Source organism: Kitasatospora sp. NPDC101176 (assembly GCF_044768035.1).
In the GTDB taxonomy this organism is placed as follows: Bacteria; Actinomycetota; Actinomycetes; order Streptomycetales; family Streptomycetaceae; genus Kitasatospora.
This window is the reverse complement of the sequence record NZ_JBIWPA010000004.1, coordinates 261681-282538: the sequence shown is the minus strand read 5'-3', so window position 1 is coordinate 282538 and position 20858 is coordinate 261681. Positions and strand designations below refer to the sequence as shown.

Genomic DNA, 20858 nt, shown 5'->3' with positions numbered 1-20858 from the left:
TGTGCGGGGGGGGGGGCCGCGGGGGTGTGCGCGCCCCCCCGCCGCCGGGCGGCTCGCGCCGCGGTGCGCGGGCGGGGGGGGGGGGGGGGGCCGGGGGGGGGGCCCCCCCGCCCTGCCCGGTCGGCCCGGGTCAGCCCAGGGCCGTCACCCCGGCGGCCGGCGGCGGCCGCAGCCCGGCCGTCCCGAGGCCGGTCGGCCCGAGCGGCAGGGCCGCGGTCACCGCGGCCGGCTCCGGGGCAGCCGGGGTGGCCGGGACGGCCGGAGCCGCGGCAGCCGACCGCGCCGCCGGGGCGGTGGACACCCGGGCCGGAGTCACCCGGACGCGCTCCCCGCCGAAGTGCCGCTGCAGGTCCTCCTCCCCGTACCGGTGGCAGTCCCGGTGCCAGACCAGGATCCCCGCGAGCCAGTTCTCCAGCTCCACCACGTACCCGTCCAGCGCCCGGCGCGCCTCCGCGGAGAGGTCCAGGTCCTCGTACAGGACGGGGAGTTCCTTCGCCACGACGTGCTGGAACTGGTCCAGCCTGGAGTGCATCAGGTCCCCGACGATGCGCACCGCCGACGGGTAGTCGCAGCCGAAGAAGTTCTGCACCACCAGCACGGCGTTGTGCAGCTCGCCCTCGTACTCGATCTCCTTCTGGTACGAGAAGAGGTCGTTCATCATGCACGCGTAGTCCGCGGCCGAGCCCTCCAGGGAGCGCATCGAGCCGTGCGCGTGCACCTCGGGCGGCACGGCCTGCTCCCGGGCGAGGCGGGAGAGGCTCATGGTGAGGTCCGACCCGAAGGTGGCCCGGCGCATCTCCAGGTAGTCGACCGGGTCCGGGATCCGGTTCTGCACCTGGTTGTTCAGCTCCCAGATCCAGCTGGCGGTCATGGACTCGACGGCGGTGCGGAAGGTGCGCCGGGCCTCGGTGGTCATCGGCCCGGCGGTGCGCCGCCAGAGGTCGGCGAGGCCGCGTTCCAGGGCGTTGGCCGGCTCGGGGGCCGGTCCGCCGTTGACCGGCATGAACAGCGAGAGCCGCTCGGTGGCGTGTTTGGCGCCGGCGAGGTCGCGGGTGCGGCCGAAGACCGCCGGGTAGTAGTCGTCGGCCCAGGTGCCCCAGATCAACCAGTCGCTGGTGAGGGCGAGTTGTTCGGCCGTCGCGTCGGGGTGGATGCCGGCGGAGCAGAGCGGAAGGTCGTAGTCCCGCATGGACGCGGCGTCCCAGACTCCCGATCCGGGGATGCCCGGGTCCGCCTCCAGCATGCCCATGCGCTCCGCCCAGGCGACGGCGCGTTCCCGGTCGGCCTCCAGGTGCGGGCTCGGCGTGACGCTGAACGGCAGGTCGAACTCCGGCAGTCGGGACGGCCCGACGGTCCGGAACGGCACGTGGCCGTGCGACCGCGCCCGCCGCACCGCCGGCGCGACCCCGCCCGGGCCGGCCGCGCCGGCCGCCTGGCCGACGGAGGGGGCGCCGACCCCGCCGGCCGACGCCCCGCTGCGCAGGATGTCCAGCGCCGCGGTGCCGATGCCGCCGATCCGGAACGGGTCCCACCACTCGCTGCCGGGCACCGTGCCCGGCAGCGCGCCACCGGTGCCCGGCGCCACCCCGGCGCTCCCCGAACCGGCCGCCGCACCACCGCCGTTCATGTACCGGCTGGAGCGCATGTGCCACTCGTGGCCACCGGACTGCCAGTCCTGCAGCCCCTTGACGTAGGCCATCACCCGGGCGCGTTCCTCGGCGCCGAGTCCCTTCTCGGCGAACAGCACCGGCAGTTCGGTGAACACGGTGTTCTCGAACTGCTGGAGCCGCGAGGTGAGCAGGTCGTTGACCGCCTCGGCGGCCTCCTGGGTGGAGCAGTCCAGGAACCGCTCCAGCACCAGGATGCCGTTGCTGAGCTCGCCCTCGTCCTCCACCTCCCGCTGGTAGGAGAAGATGTCGTTGCGCAGGTGCACGCCGTCGGAGAAGGCGTCCATCAGCACCCGGAGCGCGCGCGAGCCCGAAACCTCCTTCGGTACCTCGGCGTTGGCCGCGTACTCGACGAGCTGGGCGGACCACGGGGCGCCGCCGACCTTGCGGCGCATCTCGATGTACTCGACGGGGTTGGCGATCCGGCCGGCGTCGATGTTGGCGAGTTCCCAGAGCGACTCGTCGAGCAGGTTGCGGGTGCTCCGTGCGAAGCGGATCCGCCAGTCCTCGCCCATCGCCGGCACCGTGCGCCGCCAGAGGTCGGCCAGGCCGGCCTCGACCGGGTTCTCCGGCTCGGGCACCGGGGCCGCCGGGTCGGCCGGCATGAACAGCGGCAGCCGGTCGAGGTGCGCCTTGCCGGCCGCGCGGTCGTTGGTGCGCTTGTACATGTCGAGGAAGTGGTCGTCGAAGAAGAAGACCCACACGTACCAGTCGGTGACCAGCGAGAGCGCCTCGGCGGAGGCGTCGGGGTGGGTGTAGGCGCAGAGCAGGCCGTAGTCGTGGGCGTCCAGGTCGGCCTGGTCCCAGATCCCGGACCCTTCCAACATGCCCATCTCGCGGGCCCATTCGGTGGAGTGGGCCCGCGCTCCGTCCAGATGGGGGTTGAGGCGCGCCGGGTGCGGCACGTAGAAGGACGGCAGTTCGAACGGCTGGGTCACGGCGGGCGAGCCTTTCTGGACGCGTCGTTTGGACCAAGAATGACCCGCGGACGAGCCCGCGCACCGTCGCAACGGAAACAGTCATATGAGATGACCCACGGGCGGCCGAGCGCGGGGTCGAGCCCCGAGCGCCGCCCGCACCACCTCCCCCCTCCGCCGGGCGCCCCCTCCCCCAACTCCCGCACCACCACCGGACCGCGGGCAAAAAATGTCCCGCGAATTCCCCCGACCGCCGGAACCTGTGGCCCCAACAACCGCTCCGCCAACGAACAAACCAGTCACGGCAAGGCCGGTAACTCCACGACTTCCCACGCTACGGGCGTGTTGACCGCCTCCCCTCCCGGCCTGTCCACCAGACTGGGCGCCGACCCGACGTCAACTCCGAGGAGGGCAAGCCCATGAACGTCACCGTCCGGCTCGCACAGCAGCCCGAGGCCGACGAACTGCTCGGACGGAGTGCGCTGGCTGCGCTCGTCGGCATGCTGCTGGACCAACAGGTCCCGATGGAATGGGCGTTCACCGGCCCGCTGACCATCGCCCGGCGCCTCGGGCGGGACGACCTGGACGCCCACGAGATCGCCGGGTACAACCCGGAGGAGTTCGTGGCGCTGCTCTCCGCGAAACCCGCCGTGCACCGCTACCCGGCCGCAATGGCCAAACGGGTCCAGCAGCTCTGCCAGTTCCTCGTCGCGCAGTACGACGGCGAGGCCGCCGCGCTGTGGAAGGACGCCCGCACCGGCAAGGAGCTGCTCAGCCGCCTCAACGCGCTGCCCGGCTTCGGCAAGCAGAAGTCGCAGATCTTCCTGGCCCTGCTCGGCAAGCAGTACGGCGTGCAGCCGGAGGGCTGGCGGGAGGCGGCCGGCAGCTACGGCGAGGAGGGCGCGCACCGCTCCGTCGCCGACATCACCGGGCCCGAATCCCTCGACCTGGTGCGGGAGTTCAAGCAGGAGATCAAGCGCGCCGCGAAGGAGGCCAAGTCCGCGGCGAAGACCACCACCCGGGCGGCGGCCGCGAGCCCGACCGGGGCCGGCGCGCGCTGACACCGCCGCCGGGTGCACCGGGGCCGGCACCAGGCCCGACCCGGGGCCCGGCACCGAGGAGTGCACCGCCGTACGGTCCACGACCCTCCCGGCGTGCGGCGGGGCCCCGGTCGCACGGTGCGACCGGGGCCCCGCCGTCCGGGACGGCCCTCAGACCAGGACGGACTCGCGCTCCGCCTCCCCGGCGCCGACCGGACCGGCCGCCGGATCGGCCGCGGGGACCGCCCTGCGCCGCGGCAGCGCGAACATCAGCACGAACACCACCGCCAGCGCCCCCGCGACCCACCACATCGCGTGCACGAACGCCCCGCCGAACGCGGTGCCCACCGCCTGCGGCGCGACCACGTCGTCCATCGCCCCGAAGAAGGCCACCGAGACCAGCCCGAGCCCGAGCGCGTTGCCCATCTGCTGGACGGTGTTGATCAGCCCGGAGGCCGAGCCGGCGTGCTCGCGCGGCACCTCCGCCAGGATCGCGTCGGTGATCGGCGCGACGATCAGGCCCATCCCGAGGCCCATCACCACCAGCGGCAGCGCCATCTGCCAGGGCGCGATCGCCGTCCCGTACCGGTCCGCCTCCCAGATGTAGGTCAGCACGCCCGCCGCCATCACCAGCGCGCCCGCCTGGAGCACCCGGCGCCCGAACCGCGGCACCAGCTTCTGCACGGACAGCCCGGCCGCCGTGGAGACCGCGAGCGAGAACGGGATGCCGGTGGACCCGGCCTTGAGCGGGCTCCAGCCCAGCCCCACCTGCATGTACAGCGTCCAGACCAGGAAGAAGATCCCGCAGACCACGCCGAAGGCCAGCTGCACGCCGATGCCGGCCGCGAAGCTCTTCACCCGGAACAGCGACAGCTCCACCAGCGGCGAGCCGTCCCGCCGCGTCTTGACCCGCTCGTACGCCACGAACAGGGCGAACACCGGCACGCTGCCGGCCATCGACAGGTACCCCCAGAGCGGCCAGTCGGCCTCCCGCCCGTGCGTCAGCGGGTAGATCAGCATCAGCAGGCCGAGGCTCGCCAGCGCGACGCCCATTAGGTCCAGCTTGAGCGCCTGCTCGGCCCGCGACTCGTCGATGAAGCGGCGCCCGAGCAGGAGTCCGGCGACGCCGACCGGCAGGTTGATCAGGAAGATCGGCCGCCAGGCCAGGCCGAAGAGGTCCCACTCGGTGAGCAGCGCGCCGATCAGCGGCCCGGAGACGGCGCCCAGGCCGACCACTGCGCCGAACATGCCGAACACCTTGCCGCGCTCCTCCGCCGGGAAGGTGGCGTGGATGATCGACAGCACCTGCGGCACCATCAGGGCCGCCGTCGCCCCCTGCAGCAGGCGCATCCCGACCAGCATCTCCGGGCCGGTGGCCAGGCCGCACAGCGCGGACGCCAGGGTGAACCCGCCGATCCCGACCAGGAAGAGCCGCTTGCGGCCGTGGATGTCACCCAGCCGGCCGCCAGTGATCAGCCCGATCGCGAAGGCCAGCGCGTAGCCGCCGGTGACCCACTGGACGGCGCTGAAGGAGGCGCCGGTGTCCTGCTGGATGCTGGGGATGGCGATGTTGACGATGGTGACGTCCACCAGGTCCATGAAGGAGGCGACCATCACGATCGCCAGCGCGATCCACCTCCGCCGGTCCGGGTCCGCGCTCTTCGCGGTGTTCATTCGGTACTCCTCGCTCGTCCTGCTCGTCGGCACGTCCGAGACGATACGGGCCATGTAGGTCAGGTCCTGTCCCAGTTCTCCGGCATCCTGGGGGCATGACCGACACCCCGGCACGGCTGCTGAACCTGCTGTCCCTGCTGCAGACCCCGCGCGAGTGGCCGGGCAGCGAACTGGCCGAGCGGCTCGGCGTCAGCCCCCGGACGATCCGGCGCGACGTCGACCGGCTGCGCGAGCTGGGCTACCCGGTGCAGGCCACCATGGGCGCGGTCGGCGGCTACCGGCTGGTCGCGGGCACGGCGATGCCGCCGCTGCTGCTGGACGACGAGGAGGCGGTCGCCATCGCGGTCGGGCTGCGGGCCGCCGCCGGGCACGCGGTGGTCGGCATCGAGGAGGCCTCGGTGCGGGCCCTGGGCAAGCTGCTCCAGGTGCTGCCGGGCCGACTGCGGCACCGGGTGGGCACGCTCAACTCCGCGACCGTACCGCTGCTCACCGGTGACGGCCCGACGGTCGATCCGGACGACCTCACCGTGCTCGCCGGCGCCGTCACCAACCGGGAGCGCCTGCGGTTCGCCTACCGCGCCGGCGACGGCGCCGAGACCAGGCGCCACGTCGAGCCGGAGCGGCTGGTCTCGGCCGGGCGCCGCTGGTACCTGGTCGGCTTCGACCTGGACCGCGACGACTGGCGGCTCTTCCGGGTCGACCGGCTCGGCGAGCCGCTCGCCACCGGCGCCCGCTTCACCCCACGACGGCTCCCGGCCGAGGACGCCGCCGCGTACGTGGCGGCGAAGCTGCGCCGCCCGGCGCCGACCCGGACGCTGGTCGCGACGGTGCACGCCCCGGCGGGCACCGTCCGGCAGCGGTTCAACCAGGACGACGCCGTGATCGAGCCGGTCGACGGGCAGCGCTGCCGGCTGAGCGCCCGCACCGACTCCCCCGAGTGGACGGCGGTGCGGCTGCTGATGCTGGGCTGCGAGTTCGAGGTGCACGAGCCGCCGGAGCTGGTCGCCCACCTGCGCGCGCTCGCCGGCCGCGCCGCGCGGGCGGCGGGCGAGGACCGCTGACCGGCCGCCGCCCTGTGGGCCGGCGGCCGGGTTCGGTACGGCCCGCTCAGACCCCGTACTCGGCGGTGAGCAGCGCCCGGCCCAGGGTGTGGAAGGTGAGGTGGAAGCCGATCTGGGCGGCCGGGGTGTCGGCCGTGACGTCCAGCTTCTCCACGTCCAGGGCGTGCACGGCGAAGACGTAGCGGTGCGGGGCGCCGGGCGGCGGGGCCGCGCCGTCGTACCGGCTGCCGGGGAAGTCGTTGCGGCCGTGGAAGGAGGCCGCGCCGGGCAGGTCGGCGTCCGAGGAGCCGGCGCCGCGCGGGAGTCCGGCGGTGTCGGCGGGCAGGCCGAGGGCGAGCCAGTGCCACCAGCCGGAGCCCGTGGGGGCGTCCGGGTCGTAGCAGGTGACGGCGATGCTCCGGGTGCCCTCCGGCAGGCCCGACCAGGCGAGCTGCGGCGAGAGGTTGCCGCCGGCGTGGACGAACTCCCGGTCCAGCGTCCCGCCTTCGGTGACATCCTCGCTGGTCAGCGGGAAGGACGGCACCTGCGGCAGGAAGTCGTACGGCAGCGGCGGACGGACGCTCATCTGGCGGTCACCTCTCAACGGGCCTGGCACGGCCACGGGCCGGGAGCCCGGGTCGGAACGACACGGCTCACTGTAGTGCGGGCCGCCACCGGGCCGGCCGATCCCCGCCGGTGGGCCGCTGGTCCGCCCGGGTGGTCAGGTATAGACCAATTCCCCCCCTGCGGATAGCGTGGTCGGCGCACCCGCCCCCTGCTCCGGAGCCGCACCGTGGAGTCGTCCGTCCTCGCCTTCGCCACCGACCTGCTCGACGAGGGGGCCGACACCTTCTTCGGCAACCTCGCCGACCGCGCCGGGGTCGGCGGCGTCACCCTCGCCTCGGTCTACCACCAGGCCCGGGACGTCTTCCCGCACAACCCGCACCGGGTGATCCGCTACCTGGAGCCGGGCGCGGCCTACTTCCGCCCCGACCCGGCGCACTGGCGCGGCCGCCGCCTCGCGCCCGTCCCGTCCACCGCGATCGGCGACCGCGACCCGTTCGCCGAGGCCGCCGCCGAGGCCCGCCGCCGGGGGATGCGGCTGCACGCCTGGACGGTGTTCTGCCACAACGACCGGCTCGGCTTCGTCCACCCGGACTGCGCCCCGGCCAACGCCTTCGGCGACCGCCACCTCACCGAGCTGTGCCCGGCCCACCCGGAGGTCCGCGCGTACGCGCTGGGCCTGGTCACCGAACTCGCCCGGTACGGCGTCGACGCCGTCCGCGCCGAGTCGCTGCACTTCCACGGGCTGCGCCACGGCTTCCACCACGAGCGCTACTTCGAGGAACTGGGCCCGGTCGCCGAGGCGCTGCTCGGCGTCTGCTTCTGCGAGCACTGCCGGGCGGCCGCCGTCCGCGCGGGCGTCCCCGCCGAGGAGGTGGCGGCAGCCGTCCGCACCGAGCTGCGCCGCCGACTGGCCGACGAGGGCGCGGCGGCCGAGCCGGGCGCCCTGGACGAGCTCGCCGGCGGCGCGTTCGCCGCCTACGTGGACGCCTCCGCCGCCACCGTCACCGCGCTCGCCGCCGACTTGACCGGGGAGGCCCGGCGCCACGGCATGCGGCTGACCTTCATGGACGGCGCCGGCCCGGGCAGGGGCTGGCTGTCCGGGATCGACCTGCCGGCCCTCGCCGCGGCGACCGACCGGATCGAGACGCTGGGCTACGCGCGCACCCCGGAGGCCGTCCGCGAGAAGGTCGCCGCCTTCGCCCTGCACGGCGTCCGCCCGCAGGACCTGGCGGTGATCCTGCGCCCGATGGCCGTGGACTGCGACGGCCCGGCCGACCTCGCCGCCAAGATCGCCGTCCTGCGCGAACTGGGCGTCCCGGAGGTCGAGTTCTACCACTACGGCCTGATGCGGCTCTCCTCGCTGGACCGGATCGGCGCCGCCCTGGCCTAGGACCCGTCGTCCACGGCCACCGCCACCGCTACCGGCGCCGCCGGGAGGTCCCGAACAGGCTGCGCGAGATCTCCTGCCCGAGCTGCCTCCCCGCCGAGCGCGCGAAGGACTTCACCGTCGGGTTGCTCAGCAGCGAGCCGAGCAGCCCGCCCGCGCCCGCCGGCTCCTCCTGCTCCGCCCGCCGCGCGCGCGGCGCCGGCTCCTGCTCCGCCGGCTCCCGCGGCCCGGGGGCGGGTCCCGGCTCGACCGCCGGCGGGCGGGCCGCCCGCGCCGCCAGCTTCTCGTAGGCCGACTCCCGGTCGACGGCGTCCCGGTAGCGCGCCGTCAGCGGCGAGGCGTCCACGGCGGCCTGCAGCGCACCCGCCTCGATCGGCCCCATCAGCGAGCGCGGCGCCCGCAGCCTGGTCGCCGCGACCGGGGTCGGCGCGCCCTTCTCGGACAGGACGGTCACCACGGCCTCGCCGGTGCCGAGCGAGGTGAGCACCTCGCCGAGGTCGTAGGAGGACCGCGGGAAGGTGGAGACGGTGGCCTTGAGCGCCTTGGCGTCGTCCGGGGTGAAGGCGCGCAGCGCGTGCTGCACCCGGTTGCCCAGCTGGGCGAGCACGTCGGACGGGACGTCGCGCGGGGACTGGGTCACGAAGAAGATCCCCACGGCCTTCGAGCGGATCAGCCGGACGGTCTGGGTGATGGCCTCCAGGAAGGCCTTGGAGGCGCCCTTGAACAGCAGGTGCGCCTCGTCGAAGAAGAAGACCAGCTTGGGCCGGTCGAGGTCGCCGACCTCGGGCAGCTCCTGGTAGAGGTCGGCGAGCAGCCACATCAGGAAGGTGGAGAACAGCCGCGGCCGGTCCTGCACGGCGGGCAGCTCCAGCACCGACACGACGCCGCGACCGTCCTGGGCGGTGCGCAGCAGTTCCGCGGTGTCGAACTCGGGCTCGCCGAAGAACGCCCCGGCGCCCTCGTTCTCCAGCACCGTCAGCCCGCGCAGGATGACCCCGGCGGTGGCCGCCGAGAGGCCGCCGATGGTCCGCAGCTCTTCCTTGCCCCCGGGCGAGGTGAGGAAGCCGATGACGGCGGTGAGGTCCTTGAGGTCGTACAGCTCCAGGCCCTTGGCGTCGGCGTAGTGGAACACCAGGCTGAGCGAGGACTCCTGGGTCTCGTTCAGGTCCAGCACCTTGGCCAGCAGCAGCGGCCCGAAGCTGGTGACGGTGGCCCGGATCGGGATGCCCGCGCCCTGGCCGCCGAGCGAGTAGAACTCGACCGGGCAGCCCTGCGGTGTCCAGTCCTGGCCGACCTCGGCCGCGCGGGCGCCGGTGCGCTCGCTGGGCACCCCGGGCGCGGCGACGCCGGAGACGTCCCCCTTGACGTCGGCGAGGAACACCGGCACGCCCTGCTCGGAGAGCTGTTCGGCGATCAGCTGGAGGGTCTTGGTCTTCCCGGTGCCGGTGGCGCCGGCGACCAGCCCGTGCCGGTTGAGCACGCCGAGCGGGACGCGGACCTGCGCGTCCCGGTGGGCGGTGCCGTCCAACAGCACCGCGCCGAGGTCGAGGGCGGGCCCGGTGAAGGCGTACCCGTCGGCGATCTCCCGGACGGCCGGCGGGGTGGGGGCTGAGGACATCGGGGCACACTCCTGGGCGGGGCGGGGTCCGAACCCGGGGGGGGATTCCGGGGCGATGTTCGCGACATTTCCCATCAAACAGCCGCAATCGCACGCCCGCAGCTCACACCGGAGCGCGTGGCGGCGTCGCGGCTGCTGCGCCATCCGCCGCCCAAACGGTAGGCTTTCCGTGTGATCTTCAAGCGCATCGGCAATGGGCGGCCGTACCCGGATCACGGCCGGACGAGCACCCGACAGTGGGCTGACGTCGCCCCGCGTCCGGTGCGGCTCGACCAGCTGGTGACCACCAAGGGACAACTGGACCTCGAAACCCTGCTGGCCGAGGACTCGACCTTCTACGGGGACCTCTTCGCCCACGTGGTGAAGTGGCACGGCGACCTCTACCTGGAGGACGGCCTGCACCGGGCCGTGCGCGCCGCGCTGCAGCAGCGCCAGGTGCTGCACGCCCGCGTCCTCGAGATGGAGTGACGGACCCTCGTCACGGGCCACCGGACCGCCCCCTCGCCATCCGGCGGAGGGCGGTTCGCGCGTACCCGGGTACCTCCGTTCGGGTGCCGGGGTACTCCAGATGATGATCATTTAGTACCTTCGCAGCCTGTCGGCACTAGGCTGCTGACTACGGCCGCGACCAGGGGATCCGCCCGCACCGGGGGACCACCGGACCGGCCGACCCGTCATCCCGACCCCGCCCCGGCACGAGGGGGAGACAAACCGTGAGCATGTTGACTCCCCAAGGCCTCAAGGGGAAGCAGTACCGCGTCACCGGCAACGCCTACCCGCGGCTCGGCCGGCCCCCGAAGAAGAGCCGCAAGGTGATCGCCGCGCTGGCGGCGCTGGTCGCCCTGGCCCTGATCGGCCTCGGCGGCGTGCAGCTCTACGACATCTTCAGCGGCAAGAACCGCAACGCCTCCGCGCAGGCCTGCGCGACGCCCTCCGGCAAGCCGCTGGCCGCGCCCACCCCGGGCGCCGCACCCACCGCCTCCGGCACGCCGGCCGCCGCCCAGGGCGACCCGCACGCCATCCCGCAGCCGGCCGCGGTCACGGTCAACGTCTACAACGCCACCACCAAGGCCGGGCTGGCCGGGCGGACCGCCGACGAGCTCAAGAAGCGCGGCTTCACCATCGGCAAGGTCGGCAACGCCCCGGCCGAGCTGGACAAGAAGGTGCCCGGGACCGCCCAGGTGATCGCCGGGCCCGCCGGCGCCGGCGCCGCCACCCTGCTCACCTCGCAGATCGCCGGGGCCACCGCCACCGCCGACGCCCGCACCGACGGCAGCGTCGACTTCGTGGTCGGCGACAGCTACAACGCCCTGCTGGACGAGACCCAGGCCGCCGCGGCCCTCGCCCTGGCCACCAAGCCCTCCCCCACCCCGACCGTCACCGGCAGCTGCTGACCCGGCGCCCACGACAGCAGAGAGCCCCCCGGCACGGTGCCGGGGGGCTCTCGACGTCCAGGGGGGTGGGTCCGCTCAGCCCGCGGTGCCGTAGAGGCGGTCGCCCGCGTCGCCGAGGCCGGGGACGATGTAGCCGTTCTCGTTCAGCCGCTCGTCCAGGGCGGCGGTGACGACGGTGACCGGCAGGTCCGCCAGCTCGCGCCGCATCACCTCGACGCCCTCCGGCGCGGCCAGCAGGACCACGGCGGTGACGTCGGTGGCGCCGCGCTCGATCAGCATCCGGATCGCCGCGACCAGGGTGCCGCCGGTGGCCAGCATCGGGTCGAGCACGTAGACCTGGCGACCGGACAGGTCGTCCGGCATCCGAGTGGCGTAGGTGGAGGCCTCGAGGGTCTCCTCGTTGCGGACCATGCCGAGGAAGCCGACCTCGGCGGTCGGCAGCAGGCGGGTCATCCCGTCCAGCATGCCGAGGCCGGCCCGGAGGATCGGCACGACGAGGGGGCGCGGGTAGCTGAGGCGGGTGCCGAGCGTGACCGCCACGGGCGTGGTGATCTCCACCTCTTCGGTGCGGACGTCCCGGGTGGCCTCATAGGCGAGGAGGGTCACCAGCTCGTCGGTCAGGCGACGGAAGGTCGGCGAGTCGGTGCGCTCGTCGCGCAGGGTGGAGAGCTTGTGGGCGACCAGGGGGTGGTCGACGACGTGGAGACGCATGTACCGAGGTTAGCCCGGCGCCGGACGCCTGTACGACTCGCCGCGTCCGCCCCGGCCGCGTCGCCGGTCACCCGTCCGTGACACGCCGTGACGCACCGCGAATCTCCGGACGGAAGCACCTCCTGTGGTATCAACCGGGCCGATCTGGGAATGTCACGTCTTATGACGAGCAACCCGAACGCGGGGGGCGGCTCGACGAACGAGCCCACCGGCCGGTCGGGCGGGCGCGCCGGCCCGCCGCAGGACCCTCCGGAGACCGAGGCGGAACGCCGCAAACGGCGGGCCGTCTTCCTGCGCGAGCTCGCCGAGGCCCGCGAGCTGCGGGAGCGGGTGCAGCCCCGGCGGACCAAGGAACGGCGGATGCGCGAGGCCATGCGGATGCGAACCTTCCGGATCTGACGGGGGCTGCCGCCCGATCCGCCCCGGTTCACCGACCCCCGCCCCGCCCTTCCGACACGACCTGCAAAGACGCGCTGCCGAACACCCCCCGCGAGGGCGGGCTTTCTGTCACGATTCCGATGGGACGGTCCGAACAAGCGGACCGCCTCTGGCGCGGGGGCGGCCAGACTTCGCGTTGCCCGAACGCGCCGACAGCCGAGACCGATGATCTTGGGAGTGTCCCTGGTGGCGTACTTCGCTGCAGTGCTTGCTCGCACCGAGGACGGGTGGGATGTGAGCGAGACGGAGCTCGACGACGTCGAAACCCTCGCCGACCTGACCGACCTGGCCCGCGACTCCGCGCAGGACGACGACAGCGTCCTGGTCTTCATCGAACAGGAGGACGCCTGGTTCGCCATCGTCCGGGTGGACGGCGAGGAGGACCCGCGGATCTTCGTCTCCGACGGCGCCGCGGCCGCCCGCAGCTCCTACGGCTCCGTCCTCACCGACGAACTGGTCGACCAGGCCGGCGAGAGCGAGTTCGGTGACCTGGACGACCTGGTCGTCGAGCTGGAGGAGAGCGGGGAGGAGGACCAGGAGGAGGACGCCGACGCACCCGGCGGGGTCCCGGTCGGTCCGCTCGGCGACTCCCACCTGCTGACCGAGTTCGGCCTCCCCTCCGAGGAGCTGCTCGCCCTCAGCGGCGAGGGCGCCGTCCCGGGCGACGCCCTGGAGGAGATCGCCGAGGCCCTGGGCTGCGGCGAGGTCCTGGAGGCGGTCCGGTAGCGACCGCACCGGTGCCCTCCACCGGATGCCCGACACTGGATGCCATGCAGACCGCCCCCCGGATCGCCCCGCTCCCCGCCCCCGTCCGCCCCGACCCGGTCCGTGACCGCTGGGCGGCGCCGATGCGCCTCGCGATCGCCGAGGCCGCCCTGGCGCCGGCCACCGGGGACGTTCCGGTCGGGGCGCTCGTCCTGGGCCCGGACGGCGAGGTGATCGGGCGCGGCCACAACGAGCGCGAGGCGGTCGGCGACCCCACCGCGCACGCCGAGGTGGTCGCGATCCGGCAGGCGGCCGCGGAGGTCGGGGAGTGGCGGCTGAGCGGCTGCACGCTGGTCGTCACGCTGGAGCCCTGCACGATGTGCGCCGGGGCCATCGTGCTCTCCCGCATCGACCGGGTCGTCTACGGTGCCCTCGACGAGAAGGCCGGCGCGGCCGGCTCGCTCTTCGACGTGATGCGCGACCGCCGGCTCAACCACCGCCCCGAGGTGATCTGGGGCGTCCTCGCCGAGGAGTGCGGCGAGCAGCTGCGCGAGTTCTTCGACACCCACCGCTGACACCGCAGCCGCGCCCCCGCCGGCACCGGCCGCACCGGGCGCGCGGCCCCCGCGCCGATACGGATTTCGTGACCGCGCCACCCGTCCGGTAGAGTTCCCCTCGGTAGCGTGTCCGAGCGGCCAAAGGAGCACGCCTCGAAAGCGTGTGTGGGGGCAACTCCACCGTGGGTTCGAATCCCACCGCTACCGCTGGAAAAGCCCGAAGGCCCGTCCGTTGCAGAACGGACGGGCCTTCGGCGTTCCCGCGCACCCTCGGGCGCGGAAAGGGCTCCGCACTCCGGGCCGATGACCACCAACGCCCGGAGGGTACGGAGCCTGGAGGGGGAGCGGCTCGGGGGAAACTGCCGCTCCCCCCTGCGGAGTCCCACAACCGGCGCCGCGTCGGGGGGGAAGCCGCGGCACCGGTCCCACAGCGGGGAGCTCCGGATCCACGCACCGGGAATTCCTGCCAGATCCCCGGTACGCGTTCCATCCTGCCGCCGGAGCCGCGACCGGGCACCCGGAGAAAGGCCCCACTCGCGGGGACCTTCGTCCCGTCGGGCGAACGCGTCGCACACTTGATAGCCCGTCCGGTGGATAAGCTGCTTCCGCAGGGCCGATCGGGGACCAGGACGGCGGCGGCCCACGGCAGGGAGGACGGCACCGATGGCGCAGGCGAAGAAGATCGGCATGGCCCTCCTGCTCATCTTCGTCCTCTATTCGATCATCACGTCCCCGGCCCGCTCGGCCGAGCTCGTCCAGCTGGGCTTCGAGGGCATCTCGAACGCGGCCAAGGCGGTCGGCACCTTCATGACCGGTCTGATCAAGTGAGCCCCCGGCCCTCGTGAACGGCCCGCCCGGCCGGCCTCCGCGGCCGGCGGGCGGTCAGCCCGCGGACGGCCGTCGCCGGGCCCGCGCCCACCGGCTACCGTGGGCGGGTCCCCACCCCCGTCCGCGAGGAGCGGCAATCGTGATCCGGCACCTGGTCCTGTTCAAGCTCAACGAAGGCGTCACCAAGGACGACGACCGGGCGCTCGCCGGCGCCAAGGCCTTCGAGGAGCTCGGCCCGCAGATCCCCGAGCTGCGCGAGTGGGAGTGCGGCTGGAACACCACCGAGCGCGACATCGCGTACGACTACGCGATCAACAGCCTGGTCGAGGACCGCGAGGCCCTGCAGGCGTACCTCACCCACCCGGCCCACCAGGCCGCGGCCGGGCAGTGGCGCGAGTTCGCCACCTGGGTGATCGCCGACGTCGAGGTCTGATCCCCGCCGCACCCGAGGCCCGTCCCCCGGACGGACCGCCGCGCCCCGTCCGCCCGTCGGACGGGGCGCCTTGCTCTGTCCCGGAACGATCCCTGCCGCGCCCCGCCGGGGGCCCGGACGGACGGACGGCGCCGCACCAACACACCTCCACCGGGTGCTTGCCCGACCTGCGCCCGCCTTGTGATGCTATGACCGGTTTTGCCGGACATGGCGAGGTGATCAACCAGCCGCGACACCCGATCCGCAGGGCCCGTCGTTGTCGACTTAGGGAGGGGTGGCGTGTCGGTGGACGAGGTCTTGGCGGCGATCATCAGTCCGGCCGGCGAGCTGCGCCCGGAGGGCCTGCGCGGCCCCGGCGGCCGCCCCGCGGTGGACGTCCGGACGCTGACCCGGGTGCTCTTCGAACGGCTCGCGGAGCTGCCCCCCGGCGCCCCCGAACGGGAGCGGGTCAGAGCCGCCCTGATCGAGGTGAACATCCCGCTGGTCCGGTACGCGGCCACCCGCTTCCGCAGCCGCAGCGAGCCGATGGAGGACGTCGTCCAGGTCGGCACCATCGGTCTGATCAACGCGATCGACCGCTTCGACCCCGGCCGCGGGGTGCAGTTCCCCACCTACGCCCTGCCGACCATCCTCGGCGAGATCAAGCGCTACTTCCGGGACAACGTGCGCACCATGCACGTCCCGCGCCGGCTGCAGGAGCTCTGGGTCCAGGTCAGCGGCGCGATGGAGGAGCTGACGGTGCTGCACGGCCGGGCCCCCAAGGTCCCCGAGATCGCCGCCAGCCTGCGGATCCCCGAGGAGGACGTCCGGGCCTGCCTGGACGCCGGGCGGGCCTACAACGCGGCCTCCCTGGAGGCCGCGCAGGAGCACGAGGGCGGGCTCGCCCTGCTCGACCGGCTCGGCTACGAGGACTCCGCGCTGGCCGAGGTCGAGCACCGGGACATGGTCCGCCACCTGCTGGTCCAGCTGCCCGAGCGGGAGCGCCGGATCGTGATGCTGCGGTTCTTCGCGAACCTCACCCAGTCGCAGATCAGCACCGAGCTGGGGATGTCCCAGATGCACGTCTCGCGGCTGCTCTCGCGCATCCTGACGAGGCTTCGGACCGGCAACTCATGGGAAGACTGAGATTGCAGCGCGTTACCCCCGCGTGACATCTCGCGATGTTCGGGTTTGCCGTGGGCCGTGTTCCGGTATGGAGGGGGAGGGCCCCGGCGGGAACCTCCGCGCGACGGCTCCCGTTCAAGTGTCAGTCACGAGGGGGTGGGTGCATGTCCGGAGAGCTGGGCACTGCGGAGATCCACGCTGGTCAGGCCAACGGTACGGCGGTCGCCGAGGACCGGATCCCGCTCCAGCGGGTCCCGTCCGCCGGGTCCCCCGGCCCGGAGACGCCGCCCGAGCCGCCGCCCGGCTCCGTCCTGGACACCCGGACGCTCTCCCGCTCGCTGTTCCTGCGGCTGGCCGCCCTGGAGCCCGGAAGCACCGAGCACGCCTACGTCCGCGACACCCTGATCGAGCTCAACCTGCCGCTGGTCCGGTACGCCTCGGCCCGCTTCCGCAGCCGCAACGAGCCGATGGAGGACATCGTCCAGGTCGGCACCATCGGCCTGATCAAGGCGATCGACCGGTTCGACCCGGAGCGCGGGGTGGAGTTCCCCACCTTCGCGATGCCCACCGTGGTCGGCGAGATCAAGCGCTTCTTCCGGGACACCAGCTGGTCGGTCCGGGTGCCCCGGCGGCTCCAGGAGCTGCGGCTGGCGCTCACCAAGGCCGGCGACGAGCTGTCCCAGCGGCTGGACCGCTCCCCCACCGTCGCCGAGCTGGCCGCCTGCCTGGGCGTCAGCGAGGAGGACGTGGTCGAGGGCCTCGCGGTGGGCAACGCCTACACCGCCAGCTCGCTCGACTCCAGCCCCGGCGAGGAGGACGGCGACGGCCCGCTGGCCGAGCGGCTCGGCTACGAGGACCTCGCCCTGGAGGGCGTCGAGTACCGGGAGTCGCTGAAGCCGCTGCTGGCCAAGCTGCCGCCGCGGGAGCGCCGGATCATCATGCTGCGGTTCTTCGGCAACCTGACCCAGTCGCAGATCGGCGAGGAGATCGGCATCTCCCAGATGCACGTCTCCCGGCTGCTCACCAGGACGCTCACCCAGCTCCGCGAGGGCCTGATCAGCGAGGGCTGATCAGGGCGCCGCGGGCCGGCCCCCGTCGCCGTCCAGCAGGTTGGCCCGCAGCCCGTCCAGGACGGCGTCGTCCAGGCCCAGGCCGTCCCGCCAGTACCCGTCGAAGCCGGACCAGCCGGCCCCGACCTCCTCGAAGGCCGCGGCCAGGTAGTCCGGGTCGGCCCGGAAGACCGGCAGGAGCAGCTCCGGCTCGCGCATCAGGCCCCGGGTGCCGAAGTCCTCCAGCACGCGGTCGACGACCGGGGCGGCGCGCTCGTTGGTGAGCAGGTAGTCGGCGACGACGGCCCCGCGGTCCACCCCGAGCGCGGTCAGCACGAGCGCGGCGGCCCAGCCGGTGCGGTCCTTGCCGGCCGAGCAGTGGAACAGCAGCGGCGGTCCCCCGGGGGCGGCCAGCAGCCGCAGCAGGGTCGCGAACCGCTCCCGGGCCACCGGGTCGGTGACGAACCAGCGGTAGAGGCCGGTCATCATCCCGGCCGCCCGGCCCGCGCCGAGCACGGCGCGCTGCCGGTCGGGGTCGCGGTCCGCGAGGGCGCCGCGCAGCGTCCGGTGGATGTCGAAGCCCGTCGCCAGCAGCGGCAGGTGGTGCAGGGTGACGCCGCCGGGCCCGTCGGCCTCGACGGTCAGCGCGGTGGTCGCCGGGGCGGTGGCCGGGAGCTCGGCGACCGGGAGGCCGGGCAGCCGGTCGGGGCCGGCCGCGCGGACCTCGTCCAGGCTGCGCAGGTCCACCACGCGGCGCAGGCCGAGTGCGCGCAGCGGGCCCAGATCGTCCTCGGTGACATGGTTCAGGCCATCGCTGCGCAGGGCCACGCCCGACCGCAGGAGCCGCCCGTCGGCCGTCCGGTAGCCGCCGAGGTCGCGCGCGTTGACCGCGCCGCGCAACCCGAGACTGCGCCCGACCAGCACCGTTCCGCCCGGCCCCGCCGACGTATTCCGTGCACCGCCGATTACGCCGGACTGGGTCTGCTGATCGGCCACGCGGCGCCTCCATTGCATATTCGGACTGTCACATGGCACAGCGGTGCCCGATATTGCATGAACCTGCCCAATGGGTCGGCGAGATGTGCAAGAGTGTCATCCGCGACGACGACAGTGTAGGCGCCGGGGGGCCCTGCCGAAGGCGCACGCGCAGTAACGAGGCGTAGCGGTCAGCTTCCGTTTTTTCATTCCCAATTCATTATTTGCATAGCCGGTCCAGTTCCGGTCACAATCAGCGCCTTCATGGCATCGCCATGAACGTTGGTAACAGGTTCGCTGCACTCTCGCCCAATTGGTCCCTCGTAGGCCCGACCCTCGACCAGGATGGGCGCCGGGCAGCCTGCTGCCCGCGAACAGCTACAGGGCAGGCGAGCGCCGAGCAGCGAGGCGCCTGCACCAAGGGGAGGATCAACCATGGGTCGAGCGACCCGAAGAGTTGCCGCCTGCGCGGCGGCAGTTCTGCTGGCCAGCGGCCTGCAGACCACCCTGGCCCACGGCGACACGACGCCGCCCAGGATCGACCTCACCATCCTGGTCATCGACGACGGGGGCCCCTCCGTTGCGGCCATCACCGCCGAGCTCAAGAGCCAGGGCACCCCGTACAAGGTCGTCAACCTCAACGACACCAACCGTCCCGTCATCAACTCGGCTTTCCTGAGTGACACGGTGAACGGTCAGCCCCGCGGGAAGTACCAGGGCATCGTGCTGCCCAACGAAAACCCCTTCCCCAACAGTGCCGCCGAGATGACGGCCATCGCGAGCTACGAAGCCGCATTCGGTATCCGGCAGATCGACGCGTACACGTTCGCCAGCCCCGCGGTGGGGCTGAACTACGCCGTGAATCCCGGTTACTACGGCACCCTGGACGGTTTCCAGGGCGCCACCACGGCCGCCGGCACTTCGGGCCCGTTCGGGTACCTGAAGGGCAGCGTCCCGTTCGAGGACAACGACCCGTCCGTCAGCGAGAGTTACGGCTACCTGGCCACGCCCCTGGCCAGCCTCCCCGCCGGTGCCTCGTTCGTCCCGCTGGTCGACTCCGCGATCCCGAACACCACCTCGCGCGGCTCGCTGGTCGGGGAGTACACCCACGACGGCCGCAAGGAACTGGTCGTCACCTTCGTCTACAACCAGTACCAGCAGCAGTACCGCCTGCTGGCGCGCGGCATGGTCGACTGGATCACCCAGGGCGTCCACCTCGGCTACGACCGCAACTACTTCGCGGCGCACGTGGACGACGTCTTCCTGGCCGACGACCGCTGGGACACCACCCTCAAGTGCACCCCCGGCGACGTCACCTGCCCGCCCGGCACCCCGGACACGGCCAACCCGATCCGGATGACCCAGGCGGACGCGCAGTTCCTCAAGCAGTGGCAGACCGCCAACAACTTCACCCTGGACATGGTGTTCAACGGTGGCGGCAGCGAGGACTGGAAGGCCGACCACGAGACCACGGTCGACCCCACCGCCACCCAGATGATCGCCGACCAGAACAGCTACCGGTGGGTCAACCACACCTACACCCACCCGTACCTGGGCTGCGTCCAGGACGTGTCGGTGGTGCCGTGGCGCTGCAGCAAGGACGCCGCGGGCAACACCGTCTGGACCGACCAGAACACCATCTCGACCCAGATCAAGAACAACTTCGACTGGGCCAAGACCAACGGTCTGAACGTCGACCCGCAGTCGCTCGTCACCGGTGAGCACTCCGGTCTGCTGACCGCCCCGCAGGAGACCAGCGACAACCCGTACCTGGCGCCGGCGCTGGCCGCCAACGGCATCAAGTTCACGGGTAGCGACGCGTCCCGCGAGCCCGCCCAGCGGGCCGTCGGCTCGTCCACGCTGACCGTGCCGCGGTACCCGATGAACGTCTTCTACAACGCCGGGACGGCGAAGGAGGAGGCGGACGAGTACAACTGGATCTACACCAGTGCGGCCAACGGCGGCAGCGGGATCTGCGAGAACAACGCGAACTCGACCTGCCTGCCGCACCCGCTGGACGTCAACACCGGCTACCAGTCGTACATCGTGCCGCTGGAGGCCCGGATCGACCTCGGCCACGTGCTGAGCAACGACCCGCGTCCGCACTTCATCCACCAGTCGAACCTCTCCGAGGACCGGATCCTGTACCCGGTGCTGGAGAAGGTCCTCGGCAACTACCGGGCCCTGCACGCCGACAACACCCCGATCGTCAACCTCGGCGAGAAGGAGATCGGCCAGGAGTTCCAGAAGCGCGCGGCCTGGAACGCGGCGCTGGCCGCCGGCCAGGTCACCGCGTACCGGATCGGCAACACGGTGACCGTCAACGCGCCGTCCGGCGTTCAGGTCCAGGCCACCATGCCGACGGGCACCTCCCAGAAGCTGGTCATCGGGTCGACCGCGTTCGGCTCGGCCTACGCCGGTACGCTGTCCGGCTGGGTGTCCCGCGGCACCCTGCAGAGCAGCATCACCCTGCAGCTCCCGTCGGCGCCGGCCACCCCGGCCGCCGTCTCGCCGAGTGTCGCGGCCAACTCCGTCACGGCTCCGGCCCCGGCGGACAAGAAGGTCGTCCCGCAGGGCGTCGCCACCCCCGTCCCGGTGGGTCCGAGCGACACCACCCGCACCAAGGCGAAGTCCCTGGTCCCCGGGAGCGGCGTCACGGTGCCCGGCAAGGGCGTCGCGGCCAAGGGCGGTAAGGCCACCGGGGGGGCGGCCTCGCTCGGCACCACCACCACCGGACGCTCCGGCAACCGGTAA

Annotated in this window: 19 protein-coding genes and 1 tRNA gene; 14 read left to right on the top strand and 6 right to left on the bottom strand. The window is 73.0% G+C overall.

All coding sequences use genetic code 11. From position 1 onward, the window contains the following. Window positions 1–130 precede the first annotated feature (130 nt). Entirely contained in the window at window positions 131–2605 is a 2475-nt protein-coding gene (locus ACIRS1_RS08985) for a germacradienol/geosmin synthase (protein WP_402838036.1), read from the bottom strand. A 398-nt stretch (window positions 2606–3003) separates the two neighbouring features. Here ACIRS1_RS08985 and ACIRS1_RS08980 point away from each other — a divergent pair, with 398 nt between their 5' ends. Continuing rightward, entirely contained in the window at window positions 3004–3645 is a 642-nt protein-coding gene (locus ACIRS1_RS08980) for an HhH-GPD-type base excision DNA repair protein (RefSeq protein WP_360205638.1), read from the top strand. 150 nt (window positions 3646–3795) lie between these two features. Here ACIRS1_RS08980 and ACIRS1_RS08975 read toward each other — a convergent pair whose 3' ends face one another. Continuing rightward, window positions 3796–5298 carry an MFS transporter gene (locus ACIRS1_RS08975; protein WP_402838034.1) on the bottom strand — a complete coding sequence of 501 codons (1503 nt, stop codon included), beginning with the start codon at window positions 5296–5298 and terminating at the stop codon, window positions 3796–3798. Window positions 5299–5393: 95 nt separating this feature from the next. Here ACIRS1_RS08975 and ACIRS1_RS08970 point away from each other — a divergent pair, with 95 nt between their 5' ends. After that, window positions 5394–6359: a helix-turn-helix transcriptional regulator gene (locus ACIRS1_RS08970; protein WP_387900632.1), complete on the top strand. Its 966-nt coding sequence runs from the start codon at window positions 5394–5396 to the stop codon at window positions 6357–6359. A gap of 46 nt (window positions 6360–6405) precedes the next feature. Here ACIRS1_RS08970 and ACIRS1_RS08965 read toward each other — a convergent pair whose 3' ends face one another. After that, window positions 6406–6924 (bottom strand): YbhB/YbcL family Raf kinase inhibitor-like protein, encoded by a 519-nt coding sequence (locus ACIRS1_RS08965; RefSeq protein WP_360205645.1) that lies wholly within the window; start codon window positions 6922–6924, stop codon window positions 6406–6408. 207 nt (window positions 6925–7131) lie between these two features. On the opposite strand from ACIRS1_RS08965, the gene ACIRS1_RS08960 reads away from it, so the two are divergent. After that, complete coding sequence (locus tag ACIRS1_RS08960) at window positions 7132–8295, top strand: hypothetical protein (RefSeq protein ID WP_402838031.1); 1164 nt, start codon at window positions 7132–7134, stop codon at window positions 8293–8295. A 28-nt stretch (window positions 8296–8323) separates the two neighbouring features. On the opposite strand, the gene ACIRS1_RS08955 is transcribed toward ACIRS1_RS08960, so the two are convergent. Next, window positions 8324–9910, bottom strand: coding sequence for a helicase HerA-like domain-containing protein (locus ACIRS1_RS08955; RefSeq protein ID WP_402838029.1), 1587 nt, complete (start codon window positions 9908–9910; stop codon window positions 8324–8326). Between the two features lie 171 nt (window positions 9911–10081). Here ACIRS1_RS08955 and ACIRS1_RS08950 point away from each other — a divergent pair, with 171 nt between their 5' ends. Continuing rightward, entirely contained in the window at window positions 10082–10378 is a 297-nt protein-coding gene (locus ACIRS1_RS08950; protein ID WP_030061387.1) for a type II toxin-antitoxin system VapB family antitoxin, read from the top strand. 251 nt (window positions 10379–10629) lie between these two features. After that, the gene (locus ACIRS1_RS08945) at window positions 10630–11304 is read left to right on the top strand and encodes a LytR C-terminal domain-containing protein (protein WP_402838206.1); all 675 of its coding nucleotides are present in this window, start codon (window positions 10630–10632) and stop codon (window positions 11302–11304) included. A 75-nt stretch (window positions 11305–11379) separates the two neighbouring features. On the opposite strand, the gene upp is transcribed toward ACIRS1_RS08945, so the two are convergent. Then, entirely contained in the window at window positions 11380–12015 is a 636-nt protein-coding gene (gene upp, locus ACIRS1_RS08940; protein WP_360205654.1) for a uracil phosphoribosyltransferase, read from the bottom strand. A 162-nt stretch (window positions 12016–12177) separates the two neighbouring features. Between upp and ACIRS1_RS08935 the strand changes: the two genes are divergently transcribed. The 8 genes from ACIRS1_RS08935 (at window position 12178) to ACIRS1_RS08900 (ending at window position 17150) form a co-directional block, all read left to right on the top strand. Further along, window positions 12178–12414 (top strand): hypothetical protein, encoded by a 237-nt coding sequence (locus ACIRS1_RS08935; RefSeq protein WP_360205657.1) that lies wholly within the window; start codon window positions 12178–12180, stop codon window positions 12412–12414. Window positions 12415–12618: 204 nt separating this feature from the next. Further along, window positions 12619–13179 carry a tRNA adenosine deaminase-associated protein gene (locus ACIRS1_RS08930; RefSeq protein ID WP_360205660.1) on the top strand — a complete coding sequence of 187 codons (561 nt, stop codon included), beginning with the start codon at window positions 12619–12621 and terminating at the stop codon, window positions 13177–13179. A gap of 44 nt (window positions 13180–13223) precedes the next feature. Next, the gene (tadA, locus tag ACIRS1_RS08925; protein WP_360205663.1) at window positions 13224–13733 is read left to right on the top strand and encodes a tRNA adenosine(34) deaminase TadA; all 510 of its coding nucleotides are present in this window, start codon (window positions 13224–13226) and stop codon (window positions 13731–13733) included. A gap of 102 nt (window positions 13734–13835) precedes the next feature. Next, window positions 13836–13922: transfer RNA gene (locus tag ACIRS1_RS08920), tRNA-Ser, on the top strand. A gap of 456 nt (window positions 13923–14378) precedes the next feature. Then, window positions 14379–14543 carry a hypothetical protein gene (locus ACIRS1_RS08915; RefSeq protein ID WP_188304848.1) on the top strand — a complete coding sequence of 55 codons (165 nt, stop codon included), beginning with the start codon at window positions 14379–14381 and terminating at the stop codon, window positions 14541–14543. A 139-nt stretch (window positions 14544–14682) separates the two neighbouring features. Beyond that, window positions 14683–14976, top strand: a complete 294-nt coding sequence (locus ACIRS1_RS08910; RefSeq protein WP_360205666.1) for a Dabb family protein — start codon at window positions 14683–14685, stop codon at window positions 14974–14976. A 327-nt stretch (window positions 14977–15303) separates the two neighbouring features. After that, window positions 15304–16101 carry an RNA polymerase sigma factor SigF gene (locus ACIRS1_RS08905; RefSeq protein ID WP_402838203.1) on the top strand — a complete coding sequence of 266 codons (798 nt, stop codon included), beginning with the start codon at window positions 15304–15306 and terminating at the stop codon, window positions 16099–16101. Window positions 16102–16244: 143 nt separating this feature from the next. After that, the gene (locus ACIRS1_RS08900) at window positions 16245–17150 is read left to right on the top strand and encodes an RNA polymerase sigma factor SigF (RefSeq protein WP_360205670.1); all 906 of its coding nucleotides are present in this window, start codon (window positions 16245–16247) and stop codon (window positions 17148–17150) included. On the opposite strand, the gene ACIRS1_RS08895 is transcribed toward ACIRS1_RS08900, so the two are convergent. Continuing rightward, a complete protein-coding gene (locus ACIRS1_RS08895; protein WP_402838025.1) occupies window positions 17151–18029 on the bottom strand; it encodes a tyrosine-protein phosphatase in 879 nt (292 codons plus the stop codon). 510 nt (window positions 18030–18539) lie between these two features. Here ACIRS1_RS08895 and ACIRS1_RS08890 point away from each other — a divergent pair. Beyond that, on the top strand, window positions 18540–20858 hold the full coding sequence (locus ACIRS1_RS08890; RefSeq protein ID WP_360205676.1) for a hypothetical protein: 2319 nt from the start codon (window positions 18540–18542) through the stop codon (window positions 20856–20858).

What these genes read in the sequence shown, in the direction of transcription:
- ACIRS1_RS08975 (WP_402838034.1), bottom strand. Translation starts at nt 5,298, where the DNA reads ATGAACACCGCGAAGAGCGCGGACCCGGACCGGCGGAGGTGGATCGCG.
- ACIRS1_RS08970 (WP_387900632.1), top strand. Translation starts at nt 5,394, where the DNA reads ATGACCGACACCCCGGCACGGCTGCTGAACCTGCTGTCCCTGCTGCAG.
- ACIRS1_RS08930 (WP_360205660.1), top strand. Translation starts at nt 12,619, where the DNA reads ATGATCTTGGGAGTGTCCCTGGTGGCGTACTTCGCTGCAGTGCTTGCT.
- tadA (WP_360205663.1), top strand. Translation starts at nt 13,224, where the DNA reads ATGCAGACCGCCCCCCGGATCGCCCCGCTCCCCGCCCCCGTCCGCCCC.
- upp (WP_360205654.1), bottom strand. Translation starts at nt 12,015, where the DNA reads ATGCGTCTCCACGTCGTCGACCACCCCCTGGTCGCCCACAAGCTCTCC.
- ACIRS1_RS08900 (WP_360205670.1), top strand. Translation starts at nt 16,245, where the DNA reads ATGTCCGGAGAGCTGGGCACTGCGGAGATCCACGCTGGTCAGGCCAAC.
- ACIRS1_RS08955 (WP_402838029.1), bottom strand. Translation starts at nt 9,910, where the DNA reads ATGTCCTCAGCCCCCACCCCGCCGGCCGTCCGGGAGATCGCCGACGGG.
- ACIRS1_RS08980 (WP_360205638.1), top strand. Translation starts at nt 3,004, where the DNA reads ATGAACGTCACCGTCCGGCTCGCACAGCAGCCCGAGGCCGACGAACTG.
- ACIRS1_RS08915 (WP_188304848.1), top strand. Translation starts at nt 14,379, where the DNA reads ATGGCGCAGGCGAAGAAGATCGGCATGGCCCTCCTGCTCATCTTCGTC.
- ACIRS1_RS08945 (WP_402838206.1), top strand. Translation starts at nt 10,630, where the DNA reads ATGTTGACTCCCCAAGGCCTCAAGGGGAAGCAGTACCGCGTCACCGGC.
- ACIRS1_RS08890 (WP_360205676.1), top strand. Translation starts at nt 18,540, where the DNA reads ATGGGTCGAGCGACCCGAAGAGTTGCCGCCTGCGCGGCGGCAGTTCTG.
- ACIRS1_RS08965 (WP_360205645.1), bottom strand. Translation starts at nt 6,924, where the DNA reads ATGAGCGTCCGTCCGCCGCTGCCGTACGACTTCCTGCCGCAGGTGCCG.
- ACIRS1_RS08935 (WP_360205657.1), top strand. Translation starts at nt 12,178, where the DNA reads ATGACGAGCAACCCGAACGCGGGGGGCGGCTCGACGAACGAGCCCACC.